The organism is Butyrivibrio sp. AE3004 (genome assembly GCF_000703165.1).
In the GTDB taxonomy this organism is placed as follows: domain Bacteria; phylum Bacillota; class Clostridia; order Lachnospirales; family Lachnospiraceae; genus Butyrivibrio.
In genome coordinates this window covers 792,159-818,907 of the sequence record NZ_JNLQ01000002.1, presented here as the reverse complement: position 1 = coordinate 818,907, position 26,749 = coordinate 792,159, and the positions used below count along the sequence as shown (strand labels likewise).

25 protein-coding genes are annotated in these 26,749 nt (G+C 41.3%); 2 read left to right on the top strand and 23 right to left on the bottom strand.

Features of this window, described 5'->3' with window-relative positions:
• Positions 1 to 15 precede the first annotated feature (15 nt).
• Positions 16 to 1,935, bottom strand: a complete 1,920-nt coding sequence (locus BV60_RS0106740; protein WP_029320415.1) for a diguanylate cyclase domain-containing protein — start codon at positions 1,933 to 1,935, stop codon at positions 16 to 18.
• Positions 1,936 to 2,207: 272 nt separating this feature from the next.
• Between BV60_RS0106740 and BV60_RS0106735 the strand changes: the two genes are divergently transcribed.
• Complete coding sequence (locus tag BV60_RS0106735) at positions 2,208 to 2,423, top strand: DUF1858 domain-containing protein (RefSeq protein WP_029320414.1); 216 nt, start codon at positions 2,208 to 2,210, stop codon at positions 2,421 to 2,423.
• 80 nt (positions 2,424 to 2,503) lie between these two features.
• Here the strand turns inward: BV60_RS0106735 and BV60_RS0106730 are convergent, their stop codons facing one another.
• The 20 genes from BV60_RS0106730 to acpP all read right to left on the bottom strand — a co-directional run bounded on the left by BV60_RS0106730 (position 2,504) and on the right by acpP (position 23,370).
• On the bottom strand, positions 2,504 to 3,862 hold the full coding sequence (locus tag BV60_RS0106730) for an MATE family efflux transporter (protein ID WP_029320413.1): 1,359 nt from the start codon (positions 3,860 to 3,862) through the stop codon (positions 2,504 to 2,506).
• Positions 3,863 to 3,914: 52 nt separating this feature from the next.
• Positions 3,915 to 4,613, bottom strand: coding sequence for an MgtC/SapB family protein (locus BV60_RS0106725; RefSeq protein WP_029320412.1), 699 nt, complete (start codon positions 4,611 to 4,613; stop codon positions 3,915 to 3,917).
• A 38-nt stretch (positions 4,614 to 4,651) separates the two neighbouring features.
• Positions 4,652 to 5,713: an ABC transporter ATP-binding protein gene (locus BV60_RS0106720; RefSeq protein WP_029320411.1), complete on the bottom strand. Its 1,062-nt coding sequence runs from the start codon at positions 5,711 to 5,713 to the stop codon at positions 4,652 to 4,654.
• Between the two features lie 89 nt (positions 5,714 to 5,802).
• The gene (locus tag BV60_RS0106715) at positions 5,803 to 7,515 is read right to left on the bottom strand and encodes an ABC transporter permease (protein WP_029320410.1); all 1,713 of its coding nucleotides are present in this window, start codon (positions 7,513 to 7,515) and stop codon (positions 5,803 to 5,805) included.
• Between the two features lie 96 nt (positions 7,516 to 7,611).
• Positions 7,612 to 8,829 carry an ABC transporter substrate-binding protein gene (locus tag BV60_RS0106710; RefSeq protein ID WP_029320409.1) on the bottom strand — a complete coding sequence of 406 codons (1,218 nt, stop codon included), beginning with the start codon at positions 8,827 to 8,829 and terminating at the stop codon, positions 7,612 to 7,614.
• 107 nt (positions 8,830 to 8,936) lie between these two features.
• Positions 8,937 to 10,337 carry a mechanosensitive ion channel family protein gene (locus BV60_RS0106705; RefSeq protein ID WP_029320408.1) on the bottom strand — a complete coding sequence of 467 codons (1,401 nt, stop codon included), beginning with the start codon at positions 10,335 to 10,337 and terminating at the stop codon, positions 8,937 to 8,939.
• A gap of 129 nt (positions 10,338 to 10,466) precedes the next feature.
• Complete coding sequence (locus BV60_RS0106700; protein ID WP_029320407.1) at positions 10,467 to 11,228, bottom strand: response regulator transcription factor; 762 nt, start codon at positions 11,226 to 11,228, stop codon at positions 10,467 to 10,469.
• A 51-nt stretch (positions 11,229 to 11,279) separates the two neighbouring features.
• Complete coding sequence (locus BV60_RS21760) at positions 11,280 to 12,947, bottom strand: sensor histidine kinase (protein WP_051656562.1); 1,668 nt, start codon at positions 12,945 to 12,947, stop codon at positions 11,280 to 11,282.
• Between the two features lie 19 nt (positions 12,948 to 12,966).
• A complete protein-coding gene (locus BV60_RS0106690; protein ID WP_051656561.1) occupies positions 12,967 to 13,989 on the bottom strand; it encodes an extracellular solute-binding protein in 1,023 nt (340 codons plus the stop codon).
• Positions 13,989 to 14,450: a MarR family winged helix-turn-helix transcriptional regulator gene (locus BV60_RS0106685; protein WP_029320404.1), complete on the bottom strand. Its 462-nt coding sequence runs from the start codon at positions 14,448 to 14,450 to the stop codon at positions 13,989 to 13,991. Before BV60_RS0106685 ends, BV60_RS0106690 begins: the two co-directional genes overlap by 1 nt.
• Positions 14,451 to 14,508: 58 nt before the next feature.
• Positions 14,509 to 15,426, bottom strand: a complete 918-nt coding sequence (locus tag BV60_RS0106680) for a LysR family transcriptional regulator (protein WP_029320403.1) — start codon at positions 15,424 to 15,426, stop codon at positions 14,509 to 14,511.
• Between the two features lie 361 nt (positions 15,427 to 15,787).
• Positions 15,788 to 16,240 (bottom strand): 3-hydroxyacyl-ACP dehydratase FabZ, encoded by a 453-nt coding sequence (gene fabZ / locus BV60_RS0106675; RefSeq protein WP_029320402.1) that lies wholly within the window; start codon positions 16,238 to 16,240, stop codon positions 15,788 to 15,790.
• Positions 16,241 to 16,267: 27 nt separating this feature from the next.
• Positions 16,268 to 17,539 carry a beta-ketoacyl-ACP synthase II gene (gene fabF, locus BV60_RS0106670; RefSeq protein WP_029320401.1) on the bottom strand — a complete coding sequence of 424 codons (1,272 nt, stop codon included), beginning with the start codon at positions 17,537 to 17,539 and terminating at the stop codon, positions 16,268 to 16,270.
• A gap of 86 nt (positions 17,540 to 17,625) precedes the next feature.
• Positions 17,626 to 18,363 carry a 3-oxoacyl-[acyl-carrier-protein] reductase gene (gene fabG / locus BV60_RS0106665; protein ID WP_029320399.1) on the bottom strand — a complete coding sequence of 246 codons (738 nt, stop codon included), beginning with the start codon at positions 18,361 to 18,363 and terminating at the stop codon, positions 17,626 to 17,628.
• A 57-nt stretch (positions 18,364 to 18,420) separates the two neighbouring features.
• On the bottom strand, positions 18,421 to 19,359 hold the full coding sequence (gene fabD / locus BV60_RS0106660; RefSeq protein WP_029320398.1) for an ACP S-malonyltransferase: 939 nt from the start codon (positions 19,357 to 19,359) through the stop codon (positions 18,421 to 18,423).
• Positions 19,356 to 20,255, bottom strand: a complete 900-nt coding sequence (locus tag BV60_RS0106655; protein ID WP_029320396.1) for a DUF561 domain-containing protein — start codon at positions 20,253 to 20,255, stop codon at positions 19,356 to 19,358. The genes fabD and BV60_RS0106655 overlap by 4 nt, the downstream gene beginning before the upstream one ends.
• A 25-nt stretch (positions 20,256 to 20,280) precedes the next feature.
• Positions 20,281 to 21,231, bottom strand: coding sequence for a beta-ketoacyl-ACP synthase III (locus BV60_RS0106650; protein ID WP_029320394.1), 951 nt, complete (start codon positions 21,229 to 21,231; stop codon positions 20,281 to 20,283).
• 5 nt (positions 21,232 to 21,236) lie between these two features.
• Positions 21,237 to 22,241, bottom strand: coding sequence for an acetyl-CoA carboxylase carboxyltransferase subunit alpha (locus tag BV60_RS0106645; RefSeq protein ID WP_029320393.1), 1,005 nt, complete (start codon positions 22,239 to 22,241; stop codon positions 21,237 to 21,239).
• A 26-nt stretch (positions 22,242 to 22,267) separates the two neighbouring features.
• Complete coding sequence (accD, locus tag BV60_RS0106640) at positions 22,268 to 23,116, bottom strand: acetyl-CoA carboxylase, carboxyltransferase subunit beta (RefSeq protein WP_029320391.1); 849 nt, start codon at positions 23,114 to 23,116, stop codon at positions 22,268 to 22,270.
• A gap of 26 nt (positions 23,117 to 23,142) precedes the next feature.
• Entirely contained in the window at positions 23,143 to 23,370 is a 228-nt protein-coding gene (gene acpP, locus BV60_RS0106635; protein WP_029320389.1) for an acyl carrier protein, read from the bottom strand.
• Between the two features lie 343 nt (positions 23,371 to 23,713).
• Here acpP and BV60_RS23140 point away from each other — a divergent pair, with 343 nt between their 5' ends.
• The gene (locus BV60_RS23140) at positions 23,714 to 23,878 is read left to right on the top strand and encodes a hypothetical protein (RefSeq protein ID WP_156036003.1); all 165 of its coding nucleotides are present in this window, start codon (positions 23,714 to 23,716) and stop codon (positions 23,876 to 23,878) included.
• Between the two features lie 151 nt (positions 23,879 to 24,029).
• On the opposite strand, the gene BV60_RS21755 is transcribed toward BV60_RS23140, so the two are convergent.
• On the bottom strand, positions 24,030 to 25,340 hold the full coding sequence (locus tag BV60_RS21755) for a putative bifunctional diguanylate cyclase/phosphodiesterase (RefSeq protein ID WP_051656560.1): 1,311 nt from the start codon (positions 25,338 to 25,340) through the stop codon (positions 24,030 to 24,032).
• Positions 25,337 to 26,653: a GGDEF domain-containing response regulator gene (locus BV60_RS0106620; RefSeq protein ID WP_029320387.1), complete on the bottom strand. Its 1,317-nt coding sequence runs from the start codon at positions 26,651 to 26,653 to the stop codon at positions 25,337 to 25,339. The genes BV60_RS21755 and BV60_RS0106620 overlap by 4 nt, the downstream gene beginning before the upstream one ends.
• Positions 26,654 to 26,749: the final 96 nt, after the last annotated feature.

The window sequence follows — 26,749 nt, the reverse complement described above, 5'->3', positions numbered from 1 at the left end:
GTGAGCTCTTTTTTATTATAGAAGTTTATGTATTCTATCCCAGTCAAGATTTAAAAGACAATGCTTCAGCTCTGCTATCTTTTCTCCTTCTGCAGGCGGAAGTTCATACATTTTCAGTGAGTCCAGAGTCATTTCAACAAGTGAAAAATCCTCTGCCCTGGAAAATTCTTTCAAAGCTGTCATGGCATCCATCAGCTTTTCCTCTGATATCTTCTCTTTTGTGCCTGGATACATATGCTCTGTCAGCACCTTTGCATAAAGCCTGTATTCATCTATGAAGGCCTTATGCTGGCTTTTTATAAACTTGAAATTATTATCAACTCCGGCCCTTTCCAAAGAGGCAGCCATCATAGAAAGCCTCATTGCGCCGATAATTCTTGATGTACTTTTTATTCCGTGAACTTTTATTTTATAATTCGTAATATCATTCTCGTCGATATACTTTTGGAGCTCCTCTATATTGTTTTCCACATATTCCAGGAAAATGTCTACAGAAGAGAGATAGGAGTCGGCTGTAACAGCGTTCTTAAGGCCCTCATGAATATCAATGAGCGGTTCGTGGAAAAACCATTTGGGAAGCTTTTCCTCCTCTCTTTTCACCTGCTCCGTTATCTCATTATCAACATCATCGCCCCGATCTCTGCCGTCTATACTCTCAGCCTCATAGGTTATTTCCACTCCGGGTATTCCATCCTTATCCCATGCTCCAAGTACACGCAGAATCGGTATCGTATAATTTTCATCATTTACCTTCATGAAAAGCATGATGACCTGATTTTTGTTGAATTTTAAAATTACATCACTTCCACGTAATTTAGTGGATGCAAGTTCAATAAATTTGTCGGTAATTTCATTTATATTCTCATCATCAGTGACTATCGTAAACATTACCATTCTGATATCCCACTGATAGTTGCTTAAAAAGCGATTGAGAAAACGATAAATTGTCCTGAAGGAATCATTATCGGCATTCAAGGCACCGCGGCCCATATTTCTTTCGTTAAAAATAATCCTCAGATTATCAAAGCTGCTGACATTGCTCACAGAGGTCTTTTCGCTCTCTTCTTCATAAAACGAGCAGCCATGCTTACCGTTCTGTTTGGTCCTGTAAAGAGCTGAATCCGCCTTAACAAAAAGCTTTAAATAGCTTTCTCCGTTCTCAGGGACCTCTACAGCACCACCGGAACAGCCAAGCGGGATTTCGATATCTTTCCCGACAAACTCACTTGCAGATTTATTGATTTCGTTATTAAGAAATTCTACCTTTTCGGCTATTACACTCTGATTTGTCAGATTTTCGCAAAAGACAATGAACTCATCTCCGCCTATACGTCCCGCAATATCCTCTTTCCTTATAACGGATTTGATAAGCTCAGCAAATCGTATAAGTATCCTGTCGCCCATATCATGTCCGTACAGATCGTTTACCAGCTTAAAACTGTCCAGATCAAGAGCAAGAAGCGTTCCCTTTTTCTTAAGACAAATCCCGTTTAAAACACTCTCTGCCGCTGCCTTGTTCAAAAGCCCGGTCATGGCATCAATTTGTGCTGCTGCCTTAAGGCGTCTGTTTTCATCAACATTATCCAAAACCCGTTCTATTCTCTTGATAAGAAGAGCCGCTTTTACAGGCTTTCTGATATAATCAGCCGCTCCCTGTTCAAGCCCCATGCTCTCACTGTCATCACTCTCATCGGCAGTCATAAAAATAAAGGGAATTGCAGGATCTATTTCTGTGTGAACTATGCTCTGGAGATCATATCCCGACATAGAGGGCATCTGCAGATCAGACAGCACAAGATCTGGCAGGCACTCATCAAAAACTCTGATAGCTTCTTCTCCGGAAGATGCCAAAAGGGTCTCATACTTGTCCTTCAGAACATTTTCCGTAAGCCGCAAAATTATCTCTTCATCATCTACAATCAGTATTTTTTTCATAGATTCGCTCCTTAACTAAAAGCATTAAAATAAAAACACAGACTGACTGCATTGTATTAAAATTTTAGGATATAACCGCAGATGTATTCAATTAAGACAGGCTAAAGCCTCTATAAAAATTTGATAAAGCATAAATTTATCAAAATATAATAAATGACTTGTAAATTGATTTTATTCTTGTTAAAATTCAATGCAACTGTTGTTTAATGTGTGCTATAACTTTTTGGCACTTACAGTCAGATATAGACATGTATTTATATTAGGAGGATATTATGAGCGATCAGATGATTACTTCAGATATGCTTGTGGGTGAGATCATTACAAAGCACCCCCTTGCAGCACAATTTCTTATGGAGTGTGGAATGGGTTGTATCCACTGCCCCGCTTCACAGATGGAGTCTCTTTCAGAGGCATGTGCGGTTCACGGCATTGACGGTGACGAGATTACCGATGCTCTCAATGATTATCTCGCTGAGCACAACGCTTAACAAATTAAACCGGAATAAACGAAGCCCCATATGACACCGGTCATATGGGGCTTCGTTTATATTTTCCGCATTTAACAGATTTATTTAATCCTGTGTTTTTTTATAAAGAATAGGTAATATCCCAAAAACAGAGCAGATGTAACACACCAGGTTATTCGATAACTCATTTCTATTGTCTCAACGGTTCTTCTCATCGGGAAAACCACCAGGATCCATCCAACTCTGAGGACGCATATTCCGCAAAGTGTAATAAGCATTGGCATGAAAGCCGCTCCCATTCCGCGCAAAACACCCGCAAATATCTCAACACAGATATATGTAATATAGAAGGGCGAAAGGTAAATTATCATCTGCACTCCTATATCTATAACGCTCTGATCAGTAACAAATATTCGCAGAAGTGTATCTCCATAGGCACAGAAGAAAAAGCTCATCGGAATAGTGATAATGGCAGCTATCGCCAGCGCCTGTCTGGTGCTGTTTCTTACTCTGTCGTACTTACCTGCACCATAATTTTGACCGGCAAAGGTTGTTGCTACTGTTCCCAGTGCACCGATTGTCATCCAGAACAGGACATCTATTTTTCCGTAGGCAGCCCAGGCGGATGCAACATCCTTACCAAGACTGTTGATTGATGACTGTATAAGCGTATTTGAGAGTGTATATGTGGTAGTCTGAAAACCTGCGGGTATTCCTATCTTTACGATCCTTAAAAGCATGCCAAAATCAAATCTTATTTTCCTGATATTTACTCTGTAGCTTGCCTTTGATTTTGCAAGAATTCCGATGACTATCACTGCGCTTATAAGCTGGCATAAAATGGTCGCAACCGCAACGCCTGATACTCCGTAGACATCTCCCATTTTTCCAAGTCCAAAGACAATAACAAATAAGACATCAAGGACAATGTTTATAACGCAGCTTATTATAAGAACAATAAGAGGACGCCTTGAATCACCGACAGCCCTCAGAATCCCGGCTCCCATGTTGTAAACAAGGTTAGGTATCATTCCCAGGAAAAAAATACGCAGATACATTGTCGCTGCTTCTGCCTGTTCCGCGGGTGTGCTCATTACGCTTATGATCCATGGAGCAATCATAACTCCTATAACCATGATGGCAGCACCTCCGGCTATCGAAAGTGCTATCGCCGTATGGACCGCTTTTTCTATCTCAGTTTTCTTATCTGCTCCGTAAAACTGCGAGATCACAACAGTAGCGCCTGATGACAGTCCAAGGAAAAACCCAAGAAACAGATTAACCACCATCGCTGCAGAACCGCCTACCGCACCCAGTGCATCACTTCCGACAGTCCTGCCAACAATGATGGCATCTACCGTATTATATAATTGTTGAAAAAAGGCTCCGAGAAGAAGTGCAAAAAAGAACGACAACATATTCTTCCATATAGAGCCCGTTGTAATACTTTTATTTTTCATAGCTACAGTATAGTAGCATTTTCTGAATCAAAATGCACCAACATTTTTTCCGTCAGATTTCCTCGACATAATTCACATATTCAAGCTCGTTGAATATCTGCAAAATCTCATCATGGGCACGTCTTTTATCCAGTTCGAGATCAATAATAAGACCTGTATCGGAGGATCTTAAGGTTTTTTCCTTGCTCTTAGAGAGGCTGGTGATCACAAAGCCCTCATCTGAAAGGAGTTTGGAGAGCTTTGTAACACCATGATTCTTATTGACCTCAATATATATACTCATATACATACTGTGCTCTTCAACCTTCTTACTTGCGTGAAGAAGAACCAGATTGGAGAATGCTATGAGCATAAAGCATGTGATCCCGACTATAATGTATCCTCCGCCAATAGCCATTCCCATACAGGATGTAACCCAAAGGGACGCAGCCGTTGACAGACCTTTAATCTGTTTTTTACCTGTAACAAGAATTGTTCCCGCCCCAAGAAAACCTATACCGCTTACGACACCTGCCGGAATACGGCTGACGTCGGCATTTAGCCCCGGCATCATAGCAAGATAAACATTCAGGGCGGTTGCAACGGCAGACCCGAGACTTACAAGCGCAAAGGTTTTAATACCCGCACTATGGTGTCTTACAAGACGTTCCCATCCCACAAGACTTCCCAAAAAAGTAGCAAGAGCAAGCCTTATAGCTACCGCAACATCATTTGTACTCTGTAAAAATTCCAAAAAACTGCCAAAACCCATTATATATCTCCATTTATAACGCTTAGGATAAGTGCGTTTTATAATGCGTACAATGTGTTATCCTCAAAGTTAAGATAAACCTCATCGCCGACTTTGTAAATCTTCTTATTTTTCGGATTATATTCCTGAATCTTAACCAGGTTCTCACCAATCTTAATGTGATAATCCTGATAAGCTCCCATGAAACATGAATATTCAACAAGTCCCTTAACTATACCTGTATCGGAAAGGGTTGCACCCTCAGGACGAAGAACCATGTTGCACTCTGCTCCAACAAAGAGACTGCCGGTTGCACACTTTATGCTGTGACCATTTACATCCACCTGATCCTGAGCTGTAACCTTTGCCTTCAGGAAATTACACTCACCTATGAAATCAGCCACAAATTTGCTCTTAGGATAGTAATAAGCTTCCTGAGGTGTTGCCACCTGCTCAACCAGTCCCTTGTTCATTATGATGACCTTATCGGAAATAGCCATTGCCTCTGACTGGTCATGAGTTACGTAAATAGCTGTTATACCTGCTTCCTGCTGGATTCTTCTGATCTCTGTACGCATGGAAACACGAAGCTTTGCATCCAGGTTTGAGAGAGGTTCATCAAAAAGAAGTACACCCGGCTCAATTACAAGCGCTCTCGCAAGAGCTACTCTCTGCTGCTGTCCGCCTGAAAGCTGGTTTGTCATACGGTTTTCCATACCTTCAAGACCTACAAGTGCAAGAATATCAGTAACCTTTCTCTTTATTGTTGCAGCATCCATCTTGCGAAGCTTAAGTCCATAAGCAACGTTATCAAAAATGTTGTAATGAGGAAGCAGTGCATAGCTCTGGAAAACCATGGCTGTATCACGCTTATTGGGTGTGAGCGCATTTATAGGCTCACCGCCAAGGTAAATCTCTCCCTCATCAGGAGACTCAAAGCCCGCTATCATACGAAGAGTTGTTGTTTTACCACATCCTGAAGGACCAAGCAGGGTTACAAAGCTGCCGGGTTCAATCTCAAGATTCTGATCCTTTACTGCATAAAAATCCTTTCCTGTTTTAGGATCTTTATAAATTTTTGATATATGTTCAAGGCGTACACCCTTTTTCTCTTTTGACATTATTACCACCTATCTCGCATGTAATGCGCTTAAAATATTGTTGTTTGTCAGTTGTTCCCCCTAAGGGAAGGCTTTATTATCATTGTTCGTTAATCATCCAGATCCACCTTGCGGCTTGTTCCGAAGAATTTCATAAGAAGATTCATAATAAGGACCGCACTGTATGTGATGATGATAAGGATTGTCGCAAAGGCGCAGGCAATTCCGTAGGAACCTTTTTCCGCAAACTCGTTGATCTGAACCGTGATCAGCAGATAAGAAGGTGTTACCAACAGGATGATCGCACTGATAGCAGTAATACTACGTACAAAGGATGTTACAAAACCGCTGAGGAAGCTATCCTTGATAAGCGGAAGTGTTACTGTCATAAATACTTTAAAGCTGTCAGCACCCATATCGTAAGCAGATTCTTCAATACTCTTATCAATCTGTCTGAGAGCAGAAATACCGCTTCGTGTACCTGTAGGAAGGCTTCGTACTATGAACACGATAACAAGAATTGCACCTGTTCCATAAAGACTCTGAAGAATTCCTGTTCCGAAAATACCACCTGAAAAGCCTCTGATATATCCTATGCCGAGTACTGTTCCGGGAACCGCCATTGCAAGCATGGAAACTGCTTCAATGAAGCCTTTTGACTTAAACTTTCTCTTTACCACGAGATAAGAAATGATCATGGACAATAGAGCGGTTATCGGAGCTGAGATAAGTGACAGAATAAAGCTGTCCTTAAAGGCCTTAAGTCCCTTATATTTTGTGAATACCTGGCCAAACCATTTAAAGGTAAGGTGGAAATCATATCCCCAGGTCTTGAACATCGCACCAAAAGGTACGCATATATACATCATTATTACGAAAATTGCAAGTGCGGAGCAAAGGATAGTGAGCGGTACGGTAACACTCTTATCAGTGATAAGCATACGTTCTCTTGAAGCTTTTCCTGAAAGTGTTGCGGTACTCTTTGCCTCCAGATAATATTTCTGAACAACAAACATCAGAAGTGTTATCCCAAGAAGAACTACCGCCATTGCGGCTGCACCCTCTTTGTCATAGGCACCTGTAATCTGCAGGTAAATAGTGGTTGCAAGTGTATCATATGAACCACCGATGATCATCGGGTTTGCGAAATCGGCAATTGACTCGATGAAGGTAACAAGAAACGCATTTCCGAGACCCGGAAGGATGAGCGGCAGCGTTACTGTCATAAATACCTTAAATCTTGATGCTCCCATATCTCTCGCCGCTTCTTCAAGTGACGGATCGATATTTTTCAAAAGTCCCTTGAGCATCATGTAACATACAGGGAAAAATGTAAGTGTCTGAACTATTGCTATACCCCAGAAACCGTAGACACTGTTGTCATAGATTTTTAATAAAAATCTTGTAATGATACCGGCTTTTCCAAAAAGCATTATCATTGAAAGTGATAAAACAAAGGGCGGTGATACTACAGGAAGCATTGAAACCACCTTGAAAAGTCCACCCATAAATTTTGTTCTGAGCTTTACATAAACTTCAACATAGGCAAAAAGAAGTCCTATGAGAGCTGATGCGATGCCCACCAGAAATCCTACCTTAAGTGTATTTGTTATAGCCCGTCTGAAATTGGCAAGCCCCATTACTCTTTTAAAAATATCCAGTGTAAATCCGTTATCCGAAATGAAACTGTCCACCAGCAATATTGCAAGCGGGTAAAGAATAAAGATTGTAAGAAAAGCAACCAACAGTACAATGGTAGTAACCATTATCGGGTCTGCCATGAGTTTTTTTCTATCCAGACTGGCACTTTGACTCTTAGCCATTTTGTCCTCCTCTGCAAACTTATGTTTAGTGAAAATTGCGATAATTAACGGGCGGATGTCGCATACCCGCCCGTTAGGAAACTTATCTATTAAGTATTATTCCGTCTGGAAACGATCATCAGCAGCACTTCCGAGTGCATTCATAACTTCTTCAATATATGTCTCGGTGTTCTGTTTAGCGTCTTCGAAGTCATAATCCATAACATTTTCAGGATCAAGACCATACTCAGCTGCTACTTCAGGCTGCTTAGCATTATCAATTACCAGGAACTGATAAGAACCGTTCTGAGCAGCAAGCTCTACGCAATCAGGTGAAAGAGCATACTCAATCCAAAGCTTAGCAGCATTGGGATGTGCACAACCCTTGAAGATTGCTGTAGCACCTACTTCGAAGGAAGTTCCTGTTGAAGGAATGATAAGACCGATATTGCCATAGCCATTGTCAACAATCTGTGTAATTCCATCATGAAGGAAACCGATACCGATTGTACACTCGCCTGTTCCAATATTCTTGGAAGGGCCTGAACCGGACTTTGTATAAACTTCGATGTTCTTATCGAGATCTACAAGATACTGAATACCTTCATCATGTCCGTATTTCTGGATCATTGTATTGATAACAAGTTTAGCTGTTCCTGCTGTGTTGTAGTTTGAAAGCCAGATGAGTCCCTTATATTTCTCATCAAGAAGATCCTTCCAGTCTGCAGGCTCATCAAGTCCCTTGCGCTCAAGCTCATCCTTGTTAACCATAAATCCAAGGATTCCCTTGTAGATACCATACCAGTATCCATCCTTGTCACGATATGTGTCACTTATAAGGTGGCTTGCATTCTGAGCCTCATATGCTTCAAGAAGACCCTCACTTGCTGATACATTGTAAGGATCTGTTGTGCCGCCAAACCATACATCACCTGAAGGATTGCCGTTCTCTTCTTCGATCTTACTCTGTACCTCACCTGTTGAAAGGCGCTGATACTGAACCTTGATTCCGTAGAGCTCTTCAAAATGCTCACATGCTGCTGCCAGATACTCCTCTTCGCAGGAACCGTAAACAACCAGTTCGCCGTCAGCCTTAGCAGCTTCGATCAGTTCTTCCATTCCTCCGACTTCTGTAGCTGCTGCATCCTCTGAAGCAGTTTCTTCTGTAGTTTCTGTTGTATCTGCTGCCTCTGTTGTCTCAGCAGCTTTCTCTTCTGCCTTTTCCGTGCTTGTCTCATTCGTAGCTGCAGGTGCATCATTTCCTGCACCGCCTCCACATCCGATGAGGCTAAGTGTCATAACTCCCGCCAATACCAATGCTAATTTCTTTTTCATAATCCTTCTCCTTTCAGTTTCGGTCATTAGATAAATAAATAATAAAAAATTCATAAAATTTTTAATACCCAATTTTCTGTTTTATTATCCGAAAATCTGAACAGGGTTCAGGATTTTTTATCTTCCCTTGCCTTTTCAACTATGAACTCAACGTTTTCCTTCGTAACACTGATTTTTATTCCGCTTGCAAATGCTCCGAGGATTGACTCGCTGAGCTCATCCTGGGTTATCTCCTTGCTATTCATATCCCAGACAAATTTCTGATTATTGTCGCTGCTGTCAACCGCCTGAACGCCGCGCATCATAGCATCAAAGATATGTCCCGCCACTCCCTTAAAGGCTTCATTTCTACCAGTACTGGAAACAGCAAGAAGACGCTTATATTCATCTGTACCTATCCTGGTATTAAGACTGATATGGATTCTGAATTCGTATCCGCTTCCCTCAATCCACATATTGGCTTTGGCTGCACCGACCAGAGTTTTAAAAAGTGATAACGATTCCTCGGTCAAAAGCTCTATCAGTTTGGCATCTTTGGGTACCAGTCTCTGCCTATCCGAAAAATGTCCTGACAGTTCCGTAGCTTTTTGTACATCGGCATCATCGCCGGTTAACCTTATGTTATTTGTTCTATAGTGTCTTCTCTCCGGTAATGTTTTTCTGATTTTTTCCTGTATGGGAGCATCCTGCTTAGTTTGTTCCATCTCGATAACATTAAGATAATTGTATGGAATCTCAATTCCATTTTTCTTAAACGCTTCATTTACACGAATATTTACATCGGTCGTTGCTACGTAGGTACTTGTTCCTTTTTGAACAAAAATAGTTGTATCCAAAAGTAATGCACTGTCAGCAAATTTCAAAAAATATACGGGACCCGAATCTTCCATAACACCATTTCTTTGAGCGCCGAGAGTATACGGACTTTCGGCAACGCAATCTCTTATTATGTCCATTGCCTTTTGTACATCAGTATCAAAGCTGACTGAATATTGAAGATGGACTCCGTTTCGTTCTTTATTTTTATAGCTAAAATTGGTAACTGTTTTTGAATTAAGCTGACTGTTTGGAACAATGATCTTAAGACCGTCGTAGATTGCAACAACAATGTGCCTTAGTGTGATATCCTCAACTATCCCCGGATCAAGACCATCTATTATTATTCTGTCCCCGATCTCAAAGGGCTTGTGGATACTTATCAGAAAACCGCAGATAACATCAGCAATAGCGGTCTGTGCCGCAAAGCCGACAATTGCAACAATTACAGCAGAACCTGTAAGAAGTATACTACGCAGGTTAAGTGAAGGATTTAAAATGTTGGTCACTCTTAAGATGCACAGTACGATTATTATGAGCTGTGCAAGCTGAAGCATGTATTTTCTATGAAGAATTTTAATGGACAAAACCTTGTTTTTTACGATATTGATTACCGTTAATAAAACAATACAGAACACTACAATACTCAATATATGAAATGCATTATCCATAAACAAAGAATTTTCGCCCATAATCAACCCCCCATTATATAAACATATCCGGCACTGTTTAGGGTATTACACGCTTACATAATGTGATTATATCATTATTGCGATAAGCTCATTCTTAAATATTGATAAACTATAGTATCTGTCCATCTATCAATTTACGAAGTCAGAGGGCGAACTGTCAGTGTACTTTTTAAAAACCGTACTGAAATACTTGTAATCACTAAAGCCTGTGAGCTCTGAAACCTCGTAAATCTTGTAGGTACCGGTTTCAAGGAGTTTTACAGCCTTCTGTATACGATACCTGTTCAAAAAATCTATATAAGTCTGCCCGGTCGCTTCCTTGAACTTCCTGGAGAGGTAACTGGCCGAAACACCAAATTCCTCCGAAAAGGTCTCCATACTGATCTTGTCAGCAAACCGCTCCTTTGTTGAGAGAAGTATCTGCTGAACATAATCATTATCCTTATCACTCTTTATAAATAAGGCATCAAAGTCATCTGCTGTTTTCATCTTTTCAGTAAGTTGGCGAAGCTGTCTGTCTTTCTCTATTTCTGCGGTTATTTTCTCAACACTGCTTCTTAGTTCAGCTTCATCCACAGGCTTCATCAGATAAGCGGAAACACCAAGCTCTATTGCCTGTTTTGCATACTCAAAATCTGCATAGCTTGTCATAATAATGGATTTAAAAACAGCGATATCCTGACCTTTTTTTATCATCTCAATACCATCAACAACAGGCATCATGATATCTGTCAGAACAATATCAGGTGAAAGCGCTTTTATCTGTTCAATGCCTTCTTTGCCGTTAGCGGCTTCACCTATGATCGTGCACCCCATGGAAATCCAATCCATCGTATATGCAATTCCTTTACGAATGATGTCTTCATCCTCAGCTATTAAGACTCTGTACATAGTCCCCCCTCATCCGGCACTTCATGCCGTCTTCCACAATAAAAAGAAGTATTATATGGTCCTTATCGGAAGGACCAGTCTGACTGTAGTTCCTTCGCCTTTCTTACTTGTGATATCAAGACCGTAATCCCCTTTATACATCAGCTTTATTCTCTTATGTATGTTATAAATACCAATATGCTGTTGTTCGGTATTAAGATCGATCAGCTTAAGCTTGATACCTGCCAGCGTTTCATCATCGATTCCAACACCGTCATCCTCACATATAAATATCAGCTTTCCCTGATGCTGATATCCGTTAATATTTACTGTAAGCTTTTCCTTTTCGCCAAAACCGTACTTAACCGCATTTTCCAAAAGAGGCTGGATCAGTAGCTTGGGGATCAGCAAATCCCTGATATCCTCAGGAACATTTATATCGTAAGCAAAACGCTTGTTGAATCTTATCTGCAAAATATTCAGATAGTATTGAAGATTATCAAGATCCTCTCTGATAGTCACCTCTTCCTTGGTTTCTCTTATGCTGTATCTCAAAAGCCCGGATAGAGAGACTATCATTTTATCTGCAGCGTCCGCATCGATTTTCGCCATGAATCTGATATTATCAAGTGTATTAAAAAGAAAATGCGGATCAAACTGACTCTCAAGACGCTTAACCTGAGCGAATGCAACATTTTCCGCAAGCTCACGGTTTTCGTCAATCTGCGTTTTTAAACTGTCAAGCATCTTATTAAAATCATTGCCGATAATCTGAAACTCTTTACTACTGTCTATTTTAAGCCCCACCTCAAGATCACCGTTTGAAACAGCCTCGAAGGCATCCTCAATCTTTTTAACATCACGTGTGTAGATTTCAGAGCTTGTTGCCGTGCTTCTGAAAGCAATAATGATGATTGCCATAAATATGACAGCTATCACGGCAGATATTATCAGCATGATCCGAAGATAACCTGTAATATCTGAAAAAGTGTAAATCATAAGGCCTTCCGGGAGTTTGCTTTCATAGCACATGTACTTTGTACCATCTATCCCGGCAATTCCGAGATTCCCTTCAAAAATCCCGTTTATCTGTCCGAATTCATCAGTAAGCCCCTGTGTATTATTAAGATAAACCCATCCGTTTGAATCCGTTATAGTACAATATCTGTTTCTTTTGTAGATAATATCTGAAATAGAGCTTGAGGGAACCTCATATATTATCGCATAGGACAGTCCCTGGTTATTGTATATTCCTCGTACAACGTACAACGTTTTATCATATAAAACGGTGAGTGTTTTTTCAGGACTTGCTTTTATCCTGTTCCACACTCCCCAGTTTGAATACTCATCTTCAATGAGACATTCCGGCACATCCCCATCGCTGGAAAAGAGGACCTTTCTGTCAGGTGTGATAAGAATCAGTTTTCCTATATCCTCATACTTTTCAGTGTAATCGTATAGAGCTTTAAAAAGATCGCTACCTGCGCTCTCTATATTATTTTTGTTTTTGAGCATGGCCTTTTCAGAATCAAAAACCATTGCATAACAGTCATTTAAAATACCACTGATCTCATTACCTATACTAAGATTATCTCCCCTGTTAGCAGAGCCTATGTAGATGCTCCAGGTAAATACAAAAAGTATGATTGCCGTAAAAACCACAGCGATAACCGGGGTAATTGAATACAATATGAAGGTACGCCTGATATTTTCCTGAAAGGATTTTATTTCCTTACTCATTCCTCTCCTTTTACATTCCTTATTGCATCATTGCGCTGAATTTTTCTATCCATTCCTGTTTTTTACAGGCTACCGTCTCTTTATCCACCTTAATCTTATTGAGCTCTTTCCTTGGTTTAACAAGCTCCGAATCCTCAATATCGGTCCGTATGCTTCTTCTGCCGAGTTTTTTTGAGATAAAATTCTGAGTGTCATAGGCAGTCATAAAATCCACAAATCGCCTGGCGTTTTCCTCATTCCTTGTCTTACTGTTTATATAAATTCCGTCAGGTGACAGCAGAACCCCCTCGGACATATACACGATTTTGACATGCTTATTCTTTTTTATCATCGTGACTGCCGCTTCTTCGAAGGTAAGGCCAACGTAATATTTTCCGGAAGATACGCCTTCATAGACACGGGATGAAGAGTCGGAAAGTTCTCCATCCAGCTGTCCTATAAATTTCTCTACAAAATCCCAGCCGTTTTCAGGATTGCCGTCTCCCATGTCATACAGCATATTAGTCAGATGTTCAAATGAAGAGGATGACTTTGAAGGATCCGCAAAGGCAATCTTTCCTTTAAGTTCAGGTTTTAAAAGATCTTCATAGCCATCAATTGTAATGTCCCCCGCAAGATCCGAATTGACCATAATTATGCTGGGGACCTCTGAAAAACATGTAATGCCTTCCCCGGGATTTTTGAATTCTTCTCCAAAATAATAAGTGTTCGAAGTCTTATAAGGCAAAAAAACGCCCTCATTTTCTCCGACACTTAAAATCGAACCACCCCAGAGAATATCAATGTTTTCATCCTCACGTATCGCTTCGAGTGCCTTCGCCGTACCACACTGGGTAACCTTACATTTAATACCGGTCCCACTCTCAAATTCATTTATAAGAGGCTTTATAAACTCAACCGGATGAGGTGATACTATTACCAGCTGCTCCTGGCTTATCTCCTTATCCGGTTGCGAAAATCTCATATTATAAAAACCGACCATCATCAGTATGATAAATAAACTGAAGGTCGCTGCAATTATCATTCTCTTTTTCATATGCATTAAAACGGTGCATCCTTAAATGCCGCAAGATCAAGCTCCGGCATAAGTTCATTGTTGATTATATCAAGCATCTCATTGAGTTTCTTGTAGTCCTCGGGAGAAAATCTCTTTTCAACTCTCTTCATAAGGATCTTCAGATAGTCCTGATTTATCTTGGCAAAGTCCAGGTACTTCTTGGTAGGACGAAGATGATACTCTCTTCCGTCATCCTTGGACTGAACTTTTTCAACATACCCCTTTTGCATAAGGCATTTCACTCTGTGTGCAGCATTGGGTGATGAGATATTGAGCATTTTTGCAAATTCCGCAACAGTAGGCTCTTCCATAGCCATAATAACTTCCATACTGAAGGTTTCAACAGTAGTAAGAGTTGCTTCCCTGTTTTCAAATCTGGAGTACACCTTCATAAAAAAATGAAGACGAAGTTTATCATAAATATGGTTTATAGCATAATCAAACATTTTAAATAATTCCTTTATAAATTTATTAAACTAAAATTAAGTATATCATACATAAAGCTTACAGTACTGTATTTTGATAAAAAGATGCGTTATCTTTATCGTACATCTCATTCACCATATTCCAAAATGCCTCTCCCACCTTGGAAAGATCCCGTCCTGCGCTCTTAACAAGAACATACCCTGCTGAAACATCCGGCTTTGTGATTTGTCTGATCACTACACCTTTACTTATGTACCTGGCAGCAGATGCCGGATAAATTGCAATCCCCACACCTTTTGTCGTAAGCTCATATGCATTTAACATATGTGCCATGCGGCAGATTATCCTGGGTTCACAGTTTAATGGTTCAAACCATTTCTCAATTTCCTTTCTGCGTGATCTGCGTGAAGGAATAATAAGTTCATAAGGAGCAAGCTTTTTCAGTTCAATCTTATCGCCCTTTTCCTTAGCCAGTGGATGATCCTCCGGAATAATGGCAACCCAGGGTTCATTGTAAATGAGGCGTCCATCGAGTCCCTCTTCATCATAGGGCAAGGTTATTATACCTATTTCGTTTAATCCGGAAAGGACCCTTTTTATAACATCATCAGAGTTCCCATTCCACACTTCGTATTCAACAAGAGGGTATTTCTTTTTAAAAATCGCAATCCAGTTTGCCAAAAGTGAAGGCGCTGATCCCTCAACGGTCGCAAGGTAAAGTCTTCCGTTTAAGCCTTCCCTCATCTCCCTGATATCCTCCATGGACTGATCCGAAAGCTGTTTAATTCGCCTTGCATATTGCATGAAACGTTCACCGGCTTCAGTAAGCGCAAGGCCTCTTGCTTTTCTCACAAAAAGTCTGGCGTTAAGCTCCTCCTCAAGATCACGTATCTGACGGCTGAGGGGTGGCTGAGCAATACAGAGCTTTTCAGCTGCTTTGGTAAAACTGCCTTCTTCTGCAATTGTAAGAAAGTATCTGATGTGCCGAAGTTCCATGATTGCCTCCTGTTATACCTTTTAGGTATATTATATCCGTTAATATATGTATTATACAATAGCTTGATTCAATGCTATCCTTTAATCATAGAAAACAACAATTCGTAAGCGCTATCGAATTTGACTACCCTAAAAAGGATTTTGCAACAGTTAGGCAGATTTAAACATATACTTTTTCATTTATAAAGGAGGGATTAGTTATGATGAAAATATTTAAAATGATTGAAGAAGTTCTTGAGAATATGTACAGTATTGAGCACAACATTGCATAACCCTATGCTAAACAATAATGTCAGTATATCTTTATAAATATCAAAGCAGTATACAAGCCTTATTGCAGGTAAGTATACTGCTTTTTATATTACACAATTGAAAAAGTTATCTCAGCTCTTGTTACAATGACGCCATCAACAAGTGCCTCAGCTTCTGCCACTCCAACAGGGCCTTTGCACCTTACCATCTTGCAGCGAAGCTCAAGAACATCCCCGGGTGTTACAGGCTTTTTAAAACGGGCATTTTTTATGCCTCCGAAAAGTGCAAGCTTGCCTTTGTTTTCAGGAAGAGAAAGTGCTGCTACTGCTCCTGTCTGTGCAAGTGCCTCGATTATAAGTACGCCGGGCATGATTGGCTTTCCGGGAAAGTGTCCCTGAAAAAAGGGTTCATCCATACTCACGCATTTTCTGCCGATGGCCCAGATTCCAGGCTCATGATCGATTATCCTGTCTACAAGTGCAAAAGGATAGCGATGTGGCAGTATACCGGCGATTTCTTCAGCGGTAAGTGATTTTTTTTCAGATCTTTCTTCTATATCCATGGTTAAAATTTTTCCTTCTTAATGTGATCATTCATACTTCTTAAAGATAAGACATGCATTGTGTCCGCCAAATCCCAAGCTGTTACTGAGAACGTATTTAAGTTCCTTCTCGATTCCTTTTCCCGGAACATAGTTAAGATCCAGTTCGGGATCCGTCTCCTTAAGTCCAACGGTTGCAGGAACAAAGCCATCCTCAAGGGCTTTAACACTAAATACGGCTTCTACTCCGCCGGCACCACCAAGAAGGTGCCCCGTCATTGACTTTGTACTTGAAACTAAAAGCTCTTTTGCATGATCTCCAAAAACAGTCTTTATAGCAGCCGTTTCGTATTTGTCATTAAGGCTTGTGGAGGTTCCGTGAGCATTTATGTAGTCGATATCAGTTCCGCTTATTCCGGCATCCTTTAGCGCAAGCTTCATGCAGGCAGCTCCGCCTGCTCCCTCGGGTGAAGGAGATGTAATATGATATGCGTCACAGTTACTACCATATCCGACTATTTCAGCATATATGTGGGCACCCCTTTTTACTGCATGCTCATATTCTTCGAGAACGAGTATTCCGCTACCCTCGCCCATTACAAAGCCGCTTCTTTCTTTATCAAAAGGAATGCTTGCACGGGTAGGATCTGTAGCATCGGAAAGTGCTTTCATGTTCTGGAAACCTGCTATTCCAAGAGGTGTAATACTGCTCTCGGTTCCGCCACAGATCATGACATCCTCATATCCGTCCCTTATTCTGAAAAAGGAATCTCCGATGGCATTACTTCCACCTGCGCATGCTGTAACGGGACAAGTGCACATTCCCTTGAAGCCATGAGAAATTGCAATCCTTGCTGCAGCCATATTGCAGATAGCCATGGGAACAAAGAATGGGCTTACCATGTTATAGCCCTTTGATTCTGCACGTCCATGCTGTTTTTCGATTTCATCAAGTCCGCCTATACCGCTTGAAACAATTACTCCGCATCTGTCTGCATCAATTTCGGAAACAGGAGTATCAAATTTATATTCACCTTCTGCACTCTTGCATAGACCTGAATCCTCAATAGCTTCCTCTGCTGCATATAATGCCAGCTGAGTAAACCTTGCTATGTGGCGAAGTTCCTTTTTATCAAGCTTCCTTGCAGGATCAAAATCTTTTACTTCAGCTGCTACCTTTGTCTTAAAATCCGCAGTATCAAATGCTGTAATTTCACCGATTCCGATTCTACTGTTTTTAATACTGTCCCAGCTCTCCTCTACAGAATTGCCTGTAGGATTAATTGTGCCAAGACCTGTTACGACTACTCTTCTTTTCATATTGTCCTCTCATCTGTATATGCATGCTTTCAGCTTCGCTCTTAGGAGCATTCTGTTTTTACGTACTAAAGTAAACTGAAGGAAAATCAGATTCCCATGCCACCATCAACTGCAAGAACATGCCCTGTAATGTAGCTACTGTTTTCATCTGCAAGGAAAAGTACTGCGTTTGCAATATCAGCCGGAGTTCCCATTCTCTTTACAGGTATTGATGAATTAATGCTTTCCTTCTGGGCATCTGTAAGTGCATCAGTCATATCCGTTTCGATCATCCCCGGTGCAACAGCATTTACAGTAATATTTCTTGATGCAAGTTCCTTTGCAATACTCTTTGTCATACCGATAAGACCTGCCTTACTTGCACTGTAGTTAGCCTGTCCTGCATTGCCATGTACGCCGACAACACTTGAAATGTTAATGATCCTGCCGTAGCGTTGTTTCATCATGGGCTTTGTTACAAACCTGCTCATAAGAAATGCACCGCGCAGGTTTGTTGCTATCACATTGTCAAAATCCTCTGCGCTCATTCTTGCAAGAAGTCCGTCTCTTGTGATTCCTGCATTATTTACAAGGACATCTACCTGTCCGTATTTTTCCATTGCTGTTTTTACCAGCTCTTCACAGGCATTTTCATCGGATACATCGCCTTTAAATGTGAGTACATCCGCTGCTCCGTTTTCCTTGCACAGTGCTTTTGTTTCTGCGGCTGCACCCTCATTTCCGGCATAACTGATAACTACATTGTAATTCTTTTTGGAAAAACTAATTGCAAGCTCACGGCCAATGCCCCTGCTTCCACCGGTAACTATTACTGTTCTTGTCATCGATTACCTCTCTCATCTATAAACGCATTTTTATCTGACTCATACCGGCCTTTTTCATCAGCTTGCCAGTTCGATATACTCTTTTATGCTATCGGAGCTTTCAAGTGTGATGCATTCGATATCATCTATGTTCATCTCCTTTGCCGTACGCTTAACAAAGCCTGTCAAAGCTTTTCCGGGGCCGATTTCAACAAAACGTCTTACTCCTTTTGAAAGAAGATGTTCTATTGTCTGAGTCATCTTTACCCCGCTCCTAACCTGTTTTTCCAAAAGCTCCTGTACAGATTCAGAGCTGTCACGCTCATCACCTGTAACATTAAATACCACGGGTATCTGCTCTTCATTAAAGGTAATATCCTTAAAATATGCTTTAAGCTCTTTCCCCGCAGGACTCATGAACTGTGTATGAAAAGGGCCGCTGACATTAAGGTACATAGCTCGTTTTGCACCTTTTTCCTTTGCCAGTTCCGCAGCCTTTTCAACTGCATTTTTTTCACCGCCTATTACTATCTGTCCGGGGCAGTTGTCATTGCATATTGAAACAATACCTTCGGAGGCTGCTTCCTCCACGCACTCTGTAAGCTTTTCTCTTGATAATCCGATGATTGCTGCCATCTTGGAATCTACACCATCAGCAGCCTTCGTCATTGCTTCTCCTCTGAAGGCTGCAAGCTTTACTGTAGTTACAGCATCCCATACCCCTGAGGCATGAAGAGCTGAATATTCGCCAAGAGAAAGGCCTGCAAGGTAGTCAGGCTTTATTCCGTTTTTATTTAAAATTGCTGTCACGCCGGCAGCAAAAGCCACCATGCATGGCTGCGTGTACTTTGTGAGATTAAGTTCTTCTTTAGGATCTTCAAAACACATCTTTTTAAGATCAAAAGCAAGGTCTGCCTTGTCAAATACTTCTCTGAATTCTTCATAATCACGGTAGAGATCCTCGCCCATTCCCTTGTGCTGGCTCCCCTGTCCCGCATACAAAAATGCTGTTTTCATGCTCTCATCAACTCCTCAAATATCTCCCTTACAGGTCTTATTTTTGTAAGCTGTCCGCAAGTCTGACCTGCCATGAGACTTCCTGTATCAGTGTCACCTTCAAATACTGCTCTTCTGAGGCTTCCAAGTGTGAACTTTTCAAGCTCCATAAGATCGGCTCCTGCCTTTTCCTGTCTGATGTATTCTCTTGTCATTTTGTTTTTAAGAACACGTACCGGTGTACCGCCGATTCTTCCGGTTACAATTGCGTCTGTTCCTTTTGCCTTCAAAACTGCCTTTTTGTAGTTATCGTGAATAGGACATTCATTGCTGGCAAGAAGACATGTTCCAACCTGGATACCACTGGCGCCGAGAGCAAATGCAGCCTTAACCTGTCTCTCATCAGCAATTCCTCCTGCTGCTATTACAGGAATGTTTACTGCATCGACTGTCTGCGGAACAAGTGTCATGGTTGTCATTTCACCCACGTGTCCTCCGCTCTCACAGCCCTCTGCAATGATCATGTCAGCCCCGCTTTTTTCAAGTGCCTTTGCAAGTATTGGTGCTGCTACAACCGGAATAACAGTTATCCCTGCTGCCTTCCACTTCTCCATGTACTTTGCGGGGTTTCCTGCTCCCGTTGTAACAACCTTTACTCCCTCTTCAACAACTATGTCCGCAAACTCATCAGCATCGGGATGCAGAAGCATAATGTTAACACCAAACGGCCTATCTGTTTTACTTTTACATATTCTGATTTCTTCCCTGAGCATCTTAGGGTTCATTCCGCCTACGCCGATAAGTCCGAGTGCTCCTGCATTTGAACAGGCTGCCGCAAATTCTCCTGTAGCAATGTTTGCCATACCACCCTGGATTATCGGAAATTCAGTTCCGAGTATTTCATTAATCTTCTTCATTTTTCAAACCTCATCCATCAACCTATTATTTTTTCCCGGCGTAGCGTATGAGGGCTCCTGCCCAGGTAAGACCGCCACCAAAACCGACCATCATAAGAAGATCACCGTCTTTTATGCTGCCGTTTCGAACAAGCTCATCCAGCGCAATCGGCACTGAAGCTGCACTTGTATTTCCGTAGCGGTCCATGTTTTTATAAAACTTTTCAGGATCTGCCTTCATTCTTCTTATGACAAAATCTATGATTCTCTCATTAGCCTGATGACACACCACTTTGCTTACATCACTTACCGCAAATCCGCTCTTTTTCTGAAGTTCATCTATGCACTTTGGTATAATTGAGGTTGCAAATTTAAATACCGCCTTACCGTCCATCTGAATATTACTGGGATCGGGTCCGGGACCGTTTGCCAGAATCTCTTGTCCGCCTCTCGCACCGAGCGTTGATGCGTAGGTTGCATCATCTGTAACACCTATAACAGCTGCTCCCGCTCCGTCACCGAAAAGAACACAGGTTGAGCGGTCGTTCATATCAAGAAGTTTCGATAACTGCTCGCAGCCTATAACAAGTGCATATTTTTCACCGCTGCAGCAAAGCATTCCCCTTGCTATTTCTATTCCGTATAAAAAGCCGCTGCAGGCTGCATTTACGTCAAAGGTTGCTATGTCTTCCCGTAGCTGTAATGTACTTTGTACCATGCATGCCATGCTTGGAGTAGCATAATCACCGGAAAGTGTGGCACATATGCATACACCTATATCATCTTTGGATAATCCGGATGCCTCGATAGCCTTTTTTGCAGCCTCAATTGCCAGACTGTCCGCAGTTTCGTTTTCATCGCAAAAATATCTTTGTCTGATTCCGGTTCTGGTACTGATCCACTCATCACTTGTATCCACTATTTTTGCAAGGTCATCGTTAGTTACGACCTTTGAAGGAATCGCTCTACCGGTTCCCAATATCTCAACATTCTTCATTGCGCTTATCCAATCTTCCTGTACTTCATCTGTCTTTCACTCTTACAGCCTGAAGGTGACAGTGTCATTAGCTCTTTAAGATGGGAATAGAGCTCTTTGTCGAGATTTTTAAACACTTCTTCATAGTTTCTCTGAGCTCCGCCGACAGGTTCTTTTACAATAGCATCGGCAACACCTGCTTCAAGAAGATCATCTGCTGTAAGTTTCATGAGCTTGCAGGCTTCCTTGTGTCTGTCTGCATCCTTCCAGAGAATACTTGCAAATCCCTCAGGACTAAGAATCGAATAGACTGCGTTTTCCAGCATTAAAATTCTGTTAGCAACGCCTATCGCAAGAGCTCCTCCGGAATTTCCCTCACCTGTAACAACTGCAATTATCGGCACGTGGAATTGGCTCATCTTTGCAAGGTTCATGGCAATAGCCTCTCCCTGCCCATGTTCTTCCGCTTCAAGTCCCGGATATGCACCGGGTGTATCTATGAAGGTGATAATAGGTCTGCCGAATTTTTCTGCCTGATTCATAAGTCTTAAGGCTTTCCTGTATCCTTCGGGACATGGCATTCCGAAATTATAGGCCATATTTTCTTCCATAGTATGACCTTTTCTGTGTCCGACAACAGTGACAGGTATCCCGTGAAATCTTGCGATTCCTCCGAAAATACTCTTATCCTCATCAAAAAGATGATCACCCTTTTGCTCAAAGAAATCCGTAAAAAGCCCTGATATAAAATCTTCTATATGTGGTCTTTTCGGATGCCTTGCAAGGAACACTTTCTCGTCGGGCGTCAGCTTTTCGCAGTCCTCAAGAAGACAGTCACGTAGTTTTTTCAATTTCTCGATTTCAGTTCCCTGAATTTCCCACGCTTCGTATTCATCCTCAATGCCTTCAAGGAGCTCGTCACACTCTATTGCTGTCTTTACCAGTTCGTTAGTTTCTCCGGCTGCCTTTTTTTCAAGTGCGGATATTTTTTTATCAAGCTTTTCAACTGACTTTAAGATTTTCTCTATCATAGACTGATTCCTCCATGATTCCTAAATCACTCATGCAGCTCAATGAGCTGAATAATCGTATCTCTCATCTCACTTCTTGGTACGATTTTGTCCACAAAGCCGTGGGCTTCAAGATACTCACTTCTCTGAAATCCCTTTGGAAGTTTTTTATGGATTGTCTGCTCAATAACTCTGGGACCGGCAAAGCCAATAAGTGCTCCGGGCTCCGCAAGAGTTATATCGCCCAGTGATGCAAAGCTTGCAGTAACACCGCCTGTGGTCGGATGTGTAAGAAAGCTTATGTAAAGGCCGCCCGATGCGTTAAACTCTTCAATCGCAGCTGCGGTCTTTGCCATCTGCATCAGACTGAATATCCCCTCCTGCATTCTGGCTCCGCCACTTGCTGAGAAAATAATCAGAGGCATCTTTTTTTCTGTTGCATATTCGACAGCTCTTGTTACCTTTTCACCGACGGTACTGCTCATGCTCCCCATAAAGAAACGACTGTCAAGAACTATTGCAACAACCTTGTGTCCGTTAATTTTTCCTGTAGCAGTAACAGCTGCCTCGGGAAGTCCGGTCTTTTCAATCTGCTTTTTTAATTTATCCCGGTACTCCGGAAATTCCATGGGATCTCTTGCCTTTAAATCCTCGTTCAGTTCCTTGAAGGTTCCCTTATCAAGAATCAGCGATAATCTGTAATATGCGCCTATCGGTCTGTAATTACCGCACACGGGACATACATAGTAGTTTTTTTGCCAGTCCTGTTTAAGCGCTCTTCTGTTACAGGCTTTGCAGGTTATAAAAACCGGATCCTTATCTTTTTTAAGAAAAACCTCTCCCAAATCCTTCCTTACTCTGGCAGGAAAAGATAAAGAGTTAAGAAATGTTCCCATCTCGAAGCCTCCTTCTTAAGGCAGTCTTATTTGTGTGCCTCGATTGCATTAAGTACATCCTGTACTGTCTTGAGGTTTACAACTTCCTCATCGGGAATCTTAATACCAAGTCTCTCCTCGATTTCCATATGAAGCTCTACAACACTGAGTGAATCAGCACCAAGATCATCAATAAGACTTGCTTCCTTTGTAACCTTATCCTCATCTACTGCAAGAATCTCTGCTATAAGTTCCTTAATCTCTTCAAAGCTCATTTTAATTTCCTCCGTTTTAACTAAATTCTTTTTAATTAAATTACTTTGAAATATTATCGTTAAAGTTTCCTTTTGTCAACGTAGTAATATGTTCTACATAACATAGCAACCTTTGCGTTTCCGAATCTTTCTGTGTTTGTCGAAAAAATTAAACTTAGTTGAAACCATATTTTTGAAATTATTTTTTAAGACAGTTTATGGATTTTGAAAGTAAAAAAAATTTGATTTTAGCCCTAAAGTTTTCTCTTTCACACTTCGATAATAATATTGAACACACAAAAGAACATGCAAAAACGGCCGAGCGCATGAAACAAGCAAAAATATATAGACGGAGGAACTTAACATGTATATGTATGAATTGTTTCTTGCAAAAAATGTAAACGGAAAAAGCGTACACTTCATAGAGACCAATCACAAAATTGATGACCTTGAGATGTGGCTTAAGAAACTGGTAAAAGACAACACAATTACAGAAGACATTGCAGACGCAGTTACCTTTGTCTGGTAAATAATAAAATCAGAATATTTAATCTCCAAAACTCGCCATGTCAGATACAATAAGATCAGTCTACAGAGTTAGTGGAAATTTTAAAAAATAGAGGGACCATGCTTGACGAAGCATGGTCCCTTTCGTATGCTGCAAAATATTTAATTGATCATCATTTATCGTAATGCTTGTTTCTGAGTCTGTCCTCAAACTCCTCTACAGGAAGAGGTCTGTCATAGTAAAATCCCTGAATCACAAAGCATCCGACCTTGTTTATAAATTCAATCTGATCCGGTCTCTCAACACCTTCGGTGATTATATCCATTCCCAGACTGGTAGCCATGTGGATAATGTCTCTAAGGATTATCTCATCCTTCCATGAGAACTCCTTTGTGTTGATAAAGGATCTGTCGATCTTAAGAGTATGCACCTGGAATTCTCTGAGCGTCGCAAGTGATGAATATCCGGCCCCGAAATCATCTATAGCCGTCATGATTCCTCTGGAATAAAGATCACTTATGAACTTTGCAAGTTCTCCGTGCTCCTGCTCATCGGCAGTTTCCGTAACCTCGATCTCGATATTCTTTTTATCAATTCCGGATGCCGTAATGATCCTGTCAATATTTTCGGCAAGATCCGGATCAAGCAGATCGTTTCTGGAAAAGTTGACAGATATAGTCACGGGAGACATCCCGCTTTCTGTCCACCTCTTTATGTCCTCACAGGCTCTTCTCAAAACATAATAATCCAAAAGGACAATCTCACCGTTCTGCTCAAGCGGCGGTATGAATACTCCGGGTGAAACCATCTGCCCGTCATGCTTCCAACGCACAAGGCCCTCTGCTCCCACAAGCATATTGGTTCTTGAATCAACCTTTGGCTGATAGAAAACCAGAAATTCCTTATTGCTTAGTGCACTCTGATATTGTTCAAGAACCGTCTTATGAATTGCGACTCTCTTCACCATATCATCGGTAACACTGACTACCGGGACGTGTAAAACATGCTTTGCGTGCTGAAGTGCTATAGACGGTCTTCCTATGGCTTCACCGGGATCTGTAAAATCCTCATCAATATCCCAAAGCCCAATAGTTGATGGAATACGAAGCTTGTGGCAGGTCCCGTCAATTCCAAGAAGAATCTCTATTCCGTTCAGCAGACGACAGAATTTTTCTTTTCGCTCTTTTTTTACGATTGCGACAAAATTGTCTCCGCCAAGGTGACCGAGTACTTCGTCATCAATCAGAAAGTCACATACTTTCTCCGAAAACTGAACAATGATCCTGTCACCATTCTGCATTCCGTAGCGCTGATTTATATTTCCAAAACCCTTTAGGTTAAAGTAAAATGCAGTGTAATTTTTTATGGTTCCATCCAAAATCCTTTTCTGGATCTCATCTATATAACCACCTGCATTCGGAAGTCCTGTCAGATAATGGATTTTTCGATCCGTATTTAATAATCCCCTTTTTTTCTGTGTCATGCTTTTACCATCTCCATCTCATATGTTACTACATATTGCCCCGACGGATCCTTCCCCTTCCAGTTGTCTATGATTCGTTTAATGATCATTTCACTGTTCATTGTCTCTGACTCTAAGAGTATTACGCGAACATGATTTTTTCCGTTTTGTGAAACCACATCGCTGCCTCTTAGTGCGTCCTTTACCACTTCATAAAAACTGTCTCCGATTTCTCCCGGTACTTTATCATTATCGGTACCCTGCGGGCTTATGGTAAATATTATGTAATGATTGCTTACCTGATAATTATCCTCAACCCTGCAGAGAAATCTGTAAATAAGTTTAAACTGATCGCTGTTAAGGCTGTATGCGCCTTTTCCTTTGCTCCTTTCCCCTAGTATCATCATGTCCTGTATGATGTCTGAGGCTGTCTGTTTATCGGCTTCTTTATCATTTTCGGATTCAACAAAAAGGCTGTGTCCGTGCTTTCCGTTCTGCTTGACGTTATAAAGCGCTTTATCAGCCTTTTTATATAAGGTCAGAAAATCCGTACCCTCAGATGGTGCAAGAACCGCACCGACTGATGCTCCGAGAGGGATGTTCATATCCTCTCCCATAAATTCCTTTGCTGATTTAAGGAGTTCCTCATTAATGTATCTGGTTTTTTCAGCAATTATCTTTTCATCCATGACATTCTGACAGAAGGCAATGAACTCATCTCCGCCCATTCTGCCTGCAATATCATTGGTTCTGATCGCTGTTCTTATTATTTCAGCGAAACGGATCAGAATCTTGTCACCCATACTGTGACCATATATATCATTGACCAGCTTAAAGCTGTCAAGATCGATCATCATAAGTACGCCACGTGTATTTCTGCACATAGCGCCAATCTCAGTCTGAGAGGAAGCCTTGTTGAGAAGCCCTGTCATAGGGTCAGTCTCTGCTGCTGCCTTAAGACCCTGAATCTTCTCCACATTCTTCAGTATATTTTCAACGCGCTTAATAAGCACATCTGCCCGGAATGGCTTTCTGATAAAGTCCACCGCTCCGGCTTCAAATCCTTTACCCTCTGTCTCCTCGTCCGCATCCGCTGTCATGAACATAACGGGAATATGCTCCGCATACTGGTCCTGCAAAGTATTTTGAAGCTCAAATCCCGACATCCCCGGCATATGCAGATCAGTAAGTATCATATCCGGACGTTCCTGTTTATATTTCTCTATCGCTTCTTTTCCGGATGTAACACAGATGGTCTCGTAATTTGTCGCAAGTATGTGCTGCGTCATTCGCAATGTAATTCTTTCATCATCTACTATCAGAATCTTTTTCATAAAAAACCTTCTTCGTCTGAGTAAAGAATTGCCTGCTTACATTATACTCGCACATAAAACAAAATTGCGCAGTTACATGAAAATTTTAATTTTTTT

Coding starts and splice junctions, on each gene's coding strand:
- BV60_RS0106740 (WP_029320415.1), bottom strand. CDS start 1,935: ATGAAAAAAATACTGATTGTAGATGATGAAGAGATAATTTTGCGGCTT.
- BV60_RS0106735 (WP_029320414.1), top strand. CDS start 2,208: ATGAGCGATCAGATGATTACTTCAGATATGCTTGTGGGTGAGATCATT.
- BV60_RS0106730 (WP_029320413.1), bottom strand. CDS start 3,862: ATGAAAAATAAAAGTATTACAACGGGCTCTATATGGAAGAATATGTTG.
- BV60_RS0106725 (WP_029320412.1), bottom strand. CDS start 4,613: ATGGGTTTTGGCAGTTTTTTGGAATTTTTACAGAGTACAAATGATGTT.
- BV60_RS0106720 (WP_029320411.1), bottom strand. CDS start 5,713: ATGTCAAAAGAGAAAAAGGGTGTACGCCTTGAACATATATCAAAAATT.
- BV60_RS0106715 (WP_029320410.1), bottom strand. CDS start 7,515: ATGGCTAAGAGTCAAAGTGCCAGTCTGGATAGAAAAAAACTCATGGCA.
- BV60_RS0106710 (WP_029320409.1), bottom strand. CDS start 8,829: ATGAAAAAGAAATTAGCATTGGTATTGGCGGGAGTTATGACACTTAGC.
- BV60_RS0106705 (WP_029320408.1), bottom strand. CDS start 10,337: ATGGGCGAAAATTCTTTGTTTATGGATAATGCATTTCATATATTGAGT.
- BV60_RS0106700 (WP_029320407.1), bottom strand. CDS start 11,228: ATGTACAGAGTCTTAATAGCTGAGGATGAAGACATCATTCGTAAAGGA.
- BV60_RS21760 (WP_051656562.1), bottom strand. CDS start 12,947: ATGAGTAAGGAAATAAAATCCTTTCAGGAAAATATCAGGCGTACCTTC.
- BV60_RS0106690 (WP_051656561.1), bottom strand. CDS start 13,989: ATGCATATGAAAAAGAGAATGATAATTGCAGCGACCTTCAGTTTATTT.
- BV60_RS0106685 (WP_029320404.1), bottom strand. CDS start 14,450: ATGTTTGATTATGCTATAAACCATATTTATGATAAACTTCGTCTTCAT.
- BV60_RS0106680 (WP_029320403.1), bottom strand. CDS start 15,426: ATGGAACTTCGGCACATCAGATACTTTCTTACAATTGCAGAAGAAGGC.
- fabZ (WP_029320402.1), bottom strand. CDS start 16,240: ATGGATATAGAAGAAAGATCTGAAAAAAAATCACTTACCGCTGAAGAA.
- fabF (WP_029320401.1), bottom strand. CDS start 17,539: ATGAAAAGAAGAGTAGTCGTAACAGGTCTTGGCACAATTAATCCTACA.
- fabG (WP_029320399.1), bottom strand. CDS start 18,363: ATGACAAGAACAGTAATAGTTACCGGTGGAAGCAGGGGCATTGGCCGT.
- fabD (WP_029320398.1), bottom strand. CDS start 19,359: ATGAAAACAGCATTTTTGTATGCGGGACAGGGGAGCCAGCACAAGGGA.
- BV60_RS0106655 (WP_029320396.1), bottom strand. CDS start 20,255: ATGAAGAAGATTAATGAAATACTCGGAACTGAATTTCCGATAATCCAG.
- BV60_RS0106650 (WP_029320394.1), bottom strand. CDS start 21,231: ATGAAGAATGTTGAGATATTGGGAACCGGTAGAGCGATTCCTTCAAAG.
- BV60_RS0106645 (WP_029320393.1), bottom strand. CDS start 22,241: ATGATAGAGAAAATCTTAAAGTCAGTTGAAAAGCTTGATAAAAAAATA.
- accD (WP_029320391.1), bottom strand. CDS start 23,116: ATGGGAACATTTCTTAACTCTTTATCTTTTCCTGCCAGAGTAAGGAAG.
- acpP (WP_029320389.1), bottom strand. CDS start 23,370: ATGAGCTTTGAAGAGATTAAGGAACTTATAGCAGAGATTCTTGCAGTA.
- BV60_RS23140 (WP_156036003.1), top strand. CDS start 23,714: ATGTATATGTATGAATTGTTTCTTGCAAAAAATGTAAACGGAAAAAGC.
- BV60_RS21755 (WP_051656560.1), bottom strand. CDS start 25,340: ATGACACAGAAAAAAAGGGGATTATTAAATACGGATCGAAAAATCCAT.
- BV60_RS0106620 (WP_029320387.1), bottom strand. CDS start 26,653: ATGAAAAAGATTCTGATAGTAGATGATGAAAGAATTACATTGCGAATG.